This window comes from Petrotoga sp. 9PW.55.5.1 (genome assembly GCF_003265365.1).
GTDB lineage: Bacteria > Thermotogota > Thermotogae > Petrotogales > Petrotogaceae > Petrotoga.
The window spans coordinates 1-9,186 of the sequence record NZ_AUPM01000039.1; the positions used below are offsets into that span (position 1 = coordinate 1).

General features: G+C 32.7%; 10 protein-coding genes. All 10 read right to left on the reverse strand.

The annotated features are described in order from the left end of the window. Positions 1–238 precede the first annotated feature (238 nt). The gene (locus PW5551_RS06095) at positions 239–985 is read right to left on the reverse strand and encodes an undecaprenyl-diphosphate phosphatase (RefSeq protein WP_113074909.1); all 747 of its coding nucleotides are present in this window, start codon (positions 983–985) and stop codon (positions 239–241) included. Positions 986–994: 9 nt separating this feature from the next. Beyond that, on the reverse strand, positions 995–1,426 hold the full coding sequence (aroQ, locus tag PW5551_RS06100) for a type II 3-dehydroquinate dehydratase (protein ID WP_113074910.1): 432 nt from the start codon (positions 1,424–1,426) through the stop codon (positions 995–997). A gap of 18 nt (positions 1,427–1,444) precedes the next feature. Continuing rightward, the gene (gene aroB, locus PW5551_RS06105) at positions 1,445–2,935 is read right to left on the reverse strand and encodes a bifunctional shikimate kinase AroK/3-dehydroquinate synthase AroB (protein ID WP_113074911.1); all 1,491 of its coding nucleotides are present in this window, start codon (positions 2,933–2,935) and stop codon (positions 1,445–1,447) included. Between the two features lie 10 nt (positions 2,936–2,945). After that, the gene (gene aroC, locus PW5551_RS06110; RefSeq protein ID WP_113074912.1) at positions 2,946–4,052 is read right to left on the reverse strand and encodes a chorismate synthase; all 1,107 of its coding nucleotides are present in this window, start codon (positions 4,050–4,052) and stop codon (positions 2,946–2,948) included. 1 nt (position 4,053) lies between these two features. Continuing rightward, entirely contained in the window at positions 4,054–4,836 is a 783-nt protein-coding gene (locus PW5551_RS06115) for a shikimate dehydrogenase (protein WP_113074913.1), read from the reverse strand. 30 nt (positions 4,837–4,866) lie between these two features. After that, entirely contained in the window at positions 4,867–6,162 is a 1,296-nt protein-coding gene (gene aroA, locus PW5551_RS06120) for a 3-phosphoshikimate 1-carboxyvinyltransferase (RefSeq protein ID WP_113074914.1), read from the reverse strand. Continuing rightward, positions 6,159–7,016, reverse strand: coding sequence for a prephenate dehydrogenase (locus PW5551_RS06125; RefSeq protein WP_113074915.1), 858 nt, complete (start codon positions 7,014–7,016; stop codon positions 6,159–6,161). Before PW5551_RS06125 ends, aroA begins: the two co-directional genes overlap by 4 nt. A 22-nt stretch (positions 7,017–7,038) precedes the next feature. Further along, on the reverse strand, positions 7,039–8,058 hold the full coding sequence (aroF, locus tag PW5551_RS06130; protein ID WP_113074916.1) for a 3-deoxy-7-phosphoheptulonate synthase: 1,020 nt from the start codon (positions 8,056–8,058) through the stop codon (positions 7,039–7,041). Positions 8,059–8,459: 401 nt separating this feature from the next. Next, entirely contained in the window at positions 8,460–8,708 is a 249-nt protein-coding gene (locus tag PW5551_RS06135; RefSeq protein ID WP_233488454.1) for a hypothetical protein, read from the reverse strand. Between the two features lie 177 nt (positions 8,709–8,885). Continuing rightward, a partial coding sequence (locus PW5551_RS06140; RefSeq protein WP_146738334.1) for a UDP-N-acetylglucosamine 2-epimerase occupies positions 8,886–9,186 on the reverse strand: 301 nt, incomplete at its 5' end.

Below are 9,186 nucleotides of genomic sequence, written 5' to 3' on the forward strand. Positions count from 1 at the left end.
GGGGTAGTCATTCTTTAATTTGCTTTTAGCAAATTGAAAATCCAATTCAAAAGCAACTACCCCGTCTGTGACAAAAAGCGTCACAGCCACCCCTTCAAAAAGGGGAATTTAAACCCACATACCTTTCAAGAGAGGAATTAAAGCTAATTCTGCTTCTGTGAAGGTAAATCAAAAGCAACTACCTCGTCTGTGACAGTAACCGTCACAGCTACCCCTTCAAAAAGGGGAATTAAAACCCTTACAGCAAAATTATAGATATTATCCCAATTGCAAAACAGTAATAAGAAAAGTATCTGAGTTTCCCAGCTATTACCGTCTTTTTTAGCAAGTATAATCCAAATAAACCAGTAATAAATGCAAGCAAGGCACCAAAGATTATAGATGGTGAGAAAGTTACTTTATTTATTTCTAAGATGCCTGCTCCAAAGGTTACTGGAAGACTCATTAAAAAAGAGTATTTAACCGCATCTTCCCGTTTTGTTTTCATCAATAAAGCTCCAAATAGGGTTGTCCCACTTCTGGATATTCCTGGAAATATCGAGATTGCTTGGAAAACTCCTATTATCAAGGCATCAAGGTAAGTAATATTTGATAGACTTTTCTTTCCTTTTAAAAAATCTGATATCAATAGAAAGACAGCTGTAAGAATTAAAAATACACCTACTATAGTAACGGAAGAAAACGCAGCTTCTATTGTTGATTCAAGGGTAAGTCCTAAGATAGCTGCCGGGATGGAAGATATTATTAATTTTAATATTAAAGATAAAGACTCTTTCTCCCATTTAAATAGACCTTTTATTAATCCAACTACTTCGGACCAAACAAATATCAAAACTGCAAAGAATGTAGCTAGATGAAGTAAAGCAAAATATGGGACATCTGGGTCTATATTCATAAATTGTGAAAATATCGTTAAATGTCCCGAACTTGATACCGGCAAGAACTCTGTAAGACCCTGAACTATTCCTAGTATGATTTCTGTCATGGTTTCCCCCTAATTATTTTCTAATTTATTTTTTATGTAATTTAAAGCCAATATGTACCCATATTGTCCCAATCCTGATATCACCCCATCACACTCGGCACTAGTTACAGATTTTTCTCTGAAAGCCTCTCTTGCAAGTATGTTTGATAGATGAACTTCAACTTTTGGAACATTAACAATTTCTAATGTGTCTCTTATTGCATAAGAATAATGGGTAAACGCACCTGGGTTTATGACCAACCCTTCATAATCCATTTTTTGTATTCTATCGATTATTTTTCCTTCAGAGTTTGATTGAAAAAAGTCAACGGTTAAACCATCTTTTTCTGCGTAATCTTTTATCTTTTTTATTAGATCATCGTATGTTTCACTTCCATATATATCGGTAGGTCTTTTCCCCAGCATGTTTAAGTTTGGCCCATTTATAACTAATATCAAAATATTTTCCCCCTTTATTTGTTATAATATTTCAAAAAATTCAGATATATCTATTTCCTTTATTATTACATTTCCAGGAGAGTTCAGTATAGGCATTTTTATCTTTTTTCTTTCGCCTATCTTTTTGTCGTTTGCTATGTAATGAATCATTTCTTTACTATTTGTTTGTATTTTTCTTATATTTTCTGGGAGTAGTTTTTCTAATAATTCTATTATCTCTAGATAGTAGTTTTTTTGCAAATAATTTTTTTCTTTGAAGTATTCAACCTCTTTAATAAGTCCCCAACCAACCGATAATCCGTGTGATATACCTGTTATTGCTTCAAAGGCATGCCCAAATGTATGACCTAAGTTTAAGGAGCTTCTTAATCCTGTATCGTTGAAATCTTTTTCTACTATCCGTAATTTTTCCTCAACGGATCGCTTAATAAACCAAGATAACTTATCCAAGTTTCTTTTCAACAATAGTTCTAAGTTGTCTTTGAAGAAGTTATAGAAATCTCCTCCGGCGATCAAACACATCTTAAACCCTTCTATTAGACCTTCGAGGAACAGTTTGTCTTCTAAAGATAACAAGGATATCGGATCGATTATCACTTTGTTTGGAAGGTTTATCGTTCCAACAACGTTCTTATATCTTTTGAAATCTATACCGTTCTTTCCGCCTATTGAAGCATCTATTTGGCCCAGTAACGTCGTGGGATAAAACGAAAAGTTCATGCCTCTTTTGTAAGTTGTTCCTACAAATCCAGAAAAATCTGTTATCGTTCCACCACCTATACCTATTAGAGTATCAGATCTTGAAACGTTGTTTTCCAATAAATATTCGTAAGCCTTTAATACATAAGAAATGTCCTTTGTTTTCTCTCCATTTGGTAAGATGAGTTTTTTTTGAGGAAAAAAACTACCGTACAGTTGGTTAACCTTTTCACTTAAAAATATTATGTTATTATCAGGAATATGTTTTAAAGCGTTTGACTGAATCCTTACATTTTGAAAAGAAGAGCTTACTTCTAAATCTTTTTCGATATTTAGCTTGTAAATTATTTTTGCAACAGATTCCCATTCGTTTAGATTGGTAATATCTATCGTTTCAAACTCCTCGTATAATTCTTTTCGTTGTTGATATATTTCTATTATATTGTCTCTATTATTTTTTAAAAGAGGTCTATTTTCTAAATGGACACGTTTTTTTAGCTCATTTGGCGAAACTTTTAAATAGAAAGTGTTTTCATTATGCAAAAGGTATCTGTTTTTGGAATTTAAAATTATCCCTCCGCCAGTAGATACAACAAAAGGTCCATTTTTTTGAGTTAATTTTTCAAGATAGGAACTTTCGATAACTCTAAAATACTTTTCTCCCTTCTTTTCAAATATGTCCTTTATTTTCATATTTTCACTTTTCTCTATCTCGTTATCTATGTCTATAAAAGGAATGGATAAGATGTTAGAAACCATTTCCCCCAAGGTACTCTTTCCAGATCCCATCATTCCTATCAAAAATATCTTCACAGTTTATCACCTATTTTTGAAAGTATCTTTTTTTTATTAATTCAACGTTGTCGTTACCAAAACCGTCTATAATTTCCTCCATGATTATTATAGCAAGCGTGTTCTCTGTTATTACTGTAGCAGCAGGAATTACTACAGAATCTGATCTTACATACGGGGCTTTTACTTTATCTTTTGTTTTTAAATCTACGGAATCAAGAGGTTTTGCAAGTGTTGATATAGGTTTGAAATAAGTAGTTACTACGATATTTTCACCGTTAGTTATGCCTGCTTCTATTCCCCCAGCATAATTTTTTGTCCTTTTAATATTACCTTCATCTATTGTGAAAGGGTCTTGGTATTGTGCACCATTTATACTCACATCTTGATGTCCGATAAATACACCTTTTACTGAAGGAATAGATAAAAAGTATTTGCCGATTTTTGAATCAACTCTGTCAAAAAGATCCGCATAACTGCCTAGGCCAGCTTTTACATTTGTTGCAAATGTTTTTATGCTTCCACCAAGCGTTGTGGCTTTTTTCAATGCGTTTTCTTTTATCTCTTCTATCATTCGTTCAGATACATCTTCAAAAGGGCATAGAACTTCTGATTTATCTCTTTTTTGTGTGTAATATTCAAGATTTTTTTGTATTTCATCAAAGTTCGAGTCTTCTACTTCAACTCTTCCTATAGATCTAACAAAACTTACAGTTTTTATACCAAACTCTTGTAGAAACTGTTTTGCCACATTTCCTACGGCCGTAAGAACACTTGTCCATCGAGCACTGTTTCTTTCTGTGTATATATTAAGGTCATCCAATCTATACTTTGACCAACAAGAGTAATCCCCATGCCCGGGTCTTGGAACTGTTCTTGGTTCTTTCACGGGATTTTTTGCCTTGTTGTTTATTATCAAAACAAGTGGTGCTCCAGTAGTTATTCCATTCCATAATCCAGCAATTATTTGAACTTCATCTTTTTCGAGCTTCATCCTGTTTCCCCTACCGTAGCCACTTTGCCTTCTTCTTAAATCTTCGTTTATTTTATCGGTATCTATTTTTAAACCTGCTGGTATTTCTTCTATTAAACCAACCATAGCAGGTCCATGGGAATCTCCGACTATTTTTATCTCCACTTTATTCACCTCTAACTACTTTTTTGAATACATTATTGAATATTTCTTCGTTATATATATCCCATATTTTTAGGTTTTCAACCGCTTGGTAAAACCAAAAACTTTTTCCATCTAAACAGTTTATCTTTAATTTTTGGGCAGTTTTTTGTAAGGGCGTGTGATTGTAGACTATATCGTATATTAAGGAAAGGTTTAAAAGATCATTTTCATCTAAATAGAAAGATTCTTGAAACATTCCTATTGAAGTAGCATTGATTAGAGTTTTAGAACCTCTAACGATACTTTTTAAATTTTCAAATGGTTCGACTTTTATTTCTATTTTATCTGAAAAAAATTTTTTTAACTTTTCAGCTTTTTCTTTTGTTCTATTCGTTAGATATATTTCTTTTACACCTTTCTTATATAACGCATATACGATAGATTTACTAGCTCCTCCTGCCCCTATTAAAAGTATGGGTTCAACTAATGGGAATTTCAGTGAGTAGTAAAAACCTTTCCAGTCTGTATTATAACCTTTATTTTTATAAATACAGTTTACAGCATTTATTTCCTTGGCATCTTCTATAATGTCAATATATTTTATAACCACTTCTTTGAAAGGTACAGTGATGTTTAATCCATCATAATTTTGAATGTAATTTTGGATTTTATTATCAAATTCAGAAGGTTCTATTACTATATCTTCATATGTTGCTTTGATATTAGCAGCTTTAAAGTAGCTATTGAATACTTTGTAAGAAAGACTTTCTTTTTTAGGATATTCTATTAGCCCAAATTTTTTCATTATTGGCTCCTTCTTATACTTGTTTAATTTCTAAGATTTCAAACTTTTGTATATACTTAAAAATTCGGGGAAAGATATGTTCACACATTCGAAGTTTTGTATCTTTATTGGATTTTCAGCTATTGTCCCTGCTATTGCAAGAGACATGGCGATTCTATGATCGTTGTAACTGTTACAAGTACAGTTTCCTTTTATCTTTTGCTTGCCTATTATATCAAATCCATCGTCTTTTTCAGTTATTTCGATTCCCAATTTTGTTAACTCACTACATATTGCTTTGATTCTGTCCGTTTCTTTGTATCTTAATTCTTTTGCATCTTTTATCGTTGTTTTGCCTTCTGCTTGAGTAGCTAATATGGATATTATAGGGATTTCATCGATTAGAGAAGGGATCATATCACCACTTATTTCTACTCCTTTTAATTTACTACTTTTAACTAAAAGATCACCAATAGGTTCGTTGTTTAGATTTCTTTCGTTTATGATAGAAATTTCTGCCCCCATCATCTTTAAAACATCTAATATTCCCGTACGGGTTGGATTTAGCCCTACATCTTTTATTAGAAGATTGGAGTTTTTAGTAATTAATGCAGCAACAATGAAGAAAGAAGCGGAAGAAATATCTCCCGGAACGAATATATCTTTACCTTTTAAATTATTTGCTGGTCCGCTTATTATCGTTGTTTTTTCTTTTTCAACGACATCTGCCCCCATATATTTCAACATTCTTTCAGTATGATCCCTTGATTTAGCTGGTTCTTTAACCATGGTTTTTCCTTTTGCATGTAAACCAGCCAAAATAATTGAAGATTTAACTTGGGCACTGGCAACAGGTGTTTCATACGTTATGGGAACAACTTTATCCGTTCCCAGAATTGTTATGGGAAGGTTTTCTCCACCTTTTCTACCAAAAAACCTACCTCCCATTTTTGATAAGGGATCAATTACCCTCTTCATGGGTCTTTTTTTTAGAGAATCATCCCCCGTTATAACGCTGTAAAATTTTTGAGCAGCTAAAACTCCCATGAGTAAACGTGTTGTTGTACCAGAATTTTTTGCATTCAACACATCAAAAGGCTCTCTAAAAGAGTTTAATCCGTTTCCACGCACGATGATTTCGTTTTTTGAAACCTGAGTTATATTTGCACCGATTGATTTTAATATCTCAAGGGTAGCCAAGGTATCTTCAGAAGTTAAAAAGTTATGTATCCTTGTTTCACCATTAGCTAAAGAACCTAAAATCAATCCCCTGTGAGAAATAGATTTATCCCCAGGAACGGTAATCTCAGTATTAATACTTTTTATAGGAACAGCTTCTATTTTCATTCTTTTCCCTCGCTTCTAGTTTTGAACGAACGAATTGATTCTAGTTCTTCTTTTATCTTTTCGTACTTATCGCTTGCAAGCTTTCGTTTGAATTTTTTTAATTCTTTTTCAAAGATAGTCAAAGATTCTATAATATTGTCCTTATTTTGTTTAAAAATATCTATCCACATTTTCGCATCGCTTCCAGCGAGCCTTGTAGTATCTTTGAATCCACTGCCTGTTAAGTTTAAGTAGGTATTATCAGTTTCGTTTAAATCCATTAGAGTTTTCATAAGATAAAAGGCAACGATTTGAGGCAAATGACTAGTTACTGCCAGTATTTTATCATGAATTTTAGCATCTAAAATAATAGGCGTAGCCCCTATTTTAAGAATAAGTGTTTTAAATTTTTCGAAACTTTCTTGTTCACAGTTTTTTGATCTTACAAGTATGTAAGGTTTGTTTTTGAAAAGGTCTTTTTTTGCATTCAAAGGGCCGGACTTTTCAGATCCAGCTAAAGGATGCCCTCCAATGAAGTTTATACCGCCATTTAAACTATCAAAGAGATTCATTATTTCTTCTTTTGTACTTCCAACATCTGTTACTACGGTATTTTCATTGATTGATTTTAGGTTTTCCAGTAATAATTTTTTTGTTGTTTCTACGGGCGTAGCAAAAATTATCAAGTTAGCTTTAGAAAGATCGGAAATACTTCCAATTAAATCAAAAGAATTGATTTCTAAAGCGTTTTGTAATGAGTGAATATTATTATCATAACCGATTATTTTATTTACTTCTTGACTCTCTTTTAAAGCTAATCCAAGCGATGCACCTATTAAACCTGTACCTACTATCATTACATTCTCAAATAACATTCGTTACCCCCCTGACTATTTTTCAAGATAATACCTTTTTGCTAACGCTTGTCAAAGCTCTAATTTCTTCCATTAGTTCGCTGAACTGTTCGAAGTTCAAAGATTGTTGACCATCTGATAAAGCGTTTTGTGGATCAGGGTGTACCTCAATAATTAACCCATCGGCGCCTGCAGCGATGGCAGCTTTTGATAATGGCTTTATGTATCTCCAATCTCCAGCTGCGTGGCTAGGATCAACTATAATAGGAAGATGACTGTATCTTTTTATCACAGGTATAGCGCTTATATCTAAGGTATTTCTTGTTTCATCAGTGAAAGTTCTAATTCCTCTTTCGCACAATATTACCTGATTATTTCCTTCTGAAATAATATACTCAGCCGCCATTAAAAACTCTTTATATGTTGCTGACAACCCTCTTTTCAATAATACGGGTTTGTTTAATTTTCCAACTTCTTTTAAAAGAGAGAAATTCTGCATGTTTCTTGCACCAATTTGTAGAACATCAGCATATTTTGCAACAAGCTCTACATCTTTGGTATCCATTACTTCAGTAACTATCTTTAACCCAGTTTCTTCTCCAACTTCTTTTAAAATCTTAAGCCCCACATCTTTTAATCCTTGAAATGAGTAAGGAGAAGTTCTTGGTTTGTAAGCTCCGCCTCTTAAAAATTTTATGCCTTCATTCTTTAATGCATATGCAGTTTGTAATACTTGCTCTTTGCTTTCTACTGCGCATGGCCCTGCTATAATAGTTAAATTGTCTCCCCCCACTTTTACACCCCCTATATCGAATATTGAAGGATTAGGTTTGAAAGTTCTGCTAGCCAATTTAAAAGGTTGAGTCAACTCTACAACCCTTTCAACTCCAGGAAAGGTCTTTATATTACCAAGAATATACTCTCTGTCTCCTTCTCCAACTACTCCAATAATAGTATGATTTTCTCCTCTATCTGGATGAGCCTTAAAACCAGCCTCTTCTACTTTCTTAATAACTCTTTTAATATCCTCGGTTTTTGCATTTTCCTCCATTACAATTACCATAAGAATTCACCTCCAAAAGTTTACAAATTGATATTAAAAAATGGGTGTCTACTAATACAGTAGACACCCATTTCGGAATCTTTGCAGCCTAAGTTTTACAACGACAAAACAAAGGCACCAAAATGGGTGTCTTGCTAAAATACCAATAATAATTATTCATTTTTTCAACAACGACATTTGATTTCATTTTTTATTACACTCCTAAATTTTCTATTAACTTTATTTTATCAAGAAAAATTGGTTTTGTCAAATTTATAAATTAAATTATATTCTTTAACCTTTTCAACTCTTCAATTCCAAAATCCAAAACATATCTAACTTGTTCACGATAGACAATCAAAACCAAGATAAGCCCTATCACAGCAGAGAATACTTGAAGAAATAAACTGTTTACAAAGGTATTAATAAATGCAACAGCTACAAAACCATAATTCTTTTTCAAAATAAATTGCAAGTATCGAAGTTATTATGTGAGAAAAAAACAAACCTACGATAACTGCATAAAAAGTTCTTGAAAAGAATAACGCATATAAAATTGTAAAAGTTGCATTTGTTACTCCATTAACTACTCTTAGAGTAGAAAAGGTAATTCCTCTTTTCTTCATCCTAACAACTAAATTAGCAAATCTTTCAACATATTCTATATACACTTTTTCTTAATACGGGGTTTAGGGGATTTTATTGTAAAAGGCAGCTAAACTTCCTGCAAAAGATGATTTAGATGTTAGTTGAGGTAACTTTTAATTTCTTCATGTGTTCATATCTCTTCTATCTCCCCCAACAAAACGTTTTGAAAGATTCTTTCATTTTGAATATGTCTATACTGCTCAAAACGCCTTTATCAACCCAGCAATCTTTTTTCCTGAATTTCCATCACCATATATATTTTTTGTTTTTGAATCTATTTCGTTGTTGATTATACATCCCATCTTATCTTTGATTTCATCAGCTTTACTTAGTATATTCCACCCTGCATCTGTTAATTCTCTCCAACCTGTATCTGGCATAACAACTATCGCCCTTTTTCCTGCAAAGTACGCTTCTTTTTGTAATCCTCCACTGTCTGTTATAACAAAAAGGCTTTTTTGAACTAGCCCCATCATACTTAAATAATCAAGAGGTTCTACC

What these genes read in the sequence shown, in the direction of transcription:
- PW5551_RS06115 (WP_113074913.1), bottom strand. Translation starts at nt 4,836, where the DNA reads ATGAAAAAATTTGGGCTAATAGAATATCCTAAAAAAGAAAGTCTTTCT.
- PW5551_RS06095 (WP_113074909.1), bottom strand. Translation starts at nt 985, where the DNA reads ATGACAGAAATCATACTAGGAATAGTTCAGGGTCTTACAGAGTTCTTG.
- aroA (WP_113074914.1), bottom strand. Translation starts at nt 6,162, where the DNA reads ATGAAAATAGAAGCTGTTCCTATAAAAAGTATTAATACTGAGATTACC.
- aroF (WP_113074916.1), bottom strand. Translation starts at nt 8,058, where the DNA reads ATGGTAATTGTAATGGAGGAAAATGCAAAAACCGAGGATATTAAAAGA.
- PW5551_RS06125 (WP_113074915.1), bottom strand. Translation starts at nt 7,016, where the DNA reads ATGTTATTTGAGAATGTAATGATAGTAGGTACAGGTTTAATAGGTGCA.